Source organism: Collinsella aerofaciens, assembly GCF_039752955.1.
GTDB classification, from domain to species: Bacteria; Actinomycetota; Coriobacteriia; order Coriobacteriales; family Coriobacteriaceae; genus Collinsella; species Collinsella aerofaciens_BI.
In genome coordinates, this window is record NZ_JBDMHB010000092.1 from 1 (window position 1) to 1,025 (window position 1,025).

General features: G+C 59.3%; 1 protein-coding gene. It reads left to right on the forward strand.

Annotated features, from left to right (window positions below):
- Nucleotides 1-463: 463 nt before the first annotated feature.
- A partial coding sequence (locus ABHR75_RS09930) for a plasmid recombination protein (protein ID WP_346964240.1) occupies nt 464-1,025 on the forward strand: 562 nt, incomplete at its 3' end.

Genomic DNA, 1,025 nt, shown 5'->3' on the forward strand with positions numbered 1-1,025 from the left:
GATCTAAGCCGACTCGTTCACGGATTGCGGAATTGACGCGACGGCCAACCGAATAGACCAGACTTGATTAAGGGTCGATGGACGCTCTGCTCCATCGACCCTTTCCTTGCCCGTGTCTCGACTGGATGAGACCTGCAGAATCGGGCGGCTCATTATTTTTCGCTAACTACGTCCGAAAAATAATGTGACAAATGACAAATGACAAATGACCACAGGGGGGCGAGGTACTACGACCTCGCCCATGGGAATCCGATACCGATACGTCGGGGTGGTTTGGAGGGGTGAAACCCCTCCATCTCGGCGGAGCCGAGCGGGCAAGGAAGAGGTGCCGCCACCGATGACGCGCAGCAATCTCGACCGCTGGGAGGATTGCGGAGAAGCCCCGCAGGGCACGTCCTTAGCGTAGCTAAGGTCTAACGTGCTAGACTTTAGTCGATTAAGTCTGTACGGCTCGGAGGTTTCCATGGCTCACATCGCGAAATACAAGGCTCCATCGGTCGGGCACATGCTCGCCCATTACCGCCGCGACCGCAGCAGCCTGGAGCGCGACAACATCGACCCCGAGCGCATCAAGAACGACTTGGTGGTCGGCCACTACACGAACAAGGACGGCAAGCTCGTTGTGGGGCGTGTGGAGCCGCGCGAGGGCGAGCCGAACTGGGGCACGGTGGAGAGTCGCATCGAGCGCGTGAACGAAGCCCAGAAGGCCGCAGGGAAGCGCGCCACGCGCAAGGATGCGGTCGTTATGGCTGACGTTGTTGTGACGCTTCCCGACAATGTGCGCAAGGGCGATGAGGACAGGTTCTTCCGCCTGACGTACTGGTACCTGTCGAAGAAGTTCGGCATCGAGAACATGATGGGCGGGTACGTCCACAAGGACGAGGTGCTGAAGGACGGCACGCCCGCCCGCGACCACATGCACGTGCCGTTCACGCCCATCCTCGATGGGCGCTTCAACTACAAGAAGATGTGCCCCCGCAGCTTCTACCAGAGCATGCACAAGGAGCTTGGGGATTACCTAGAGG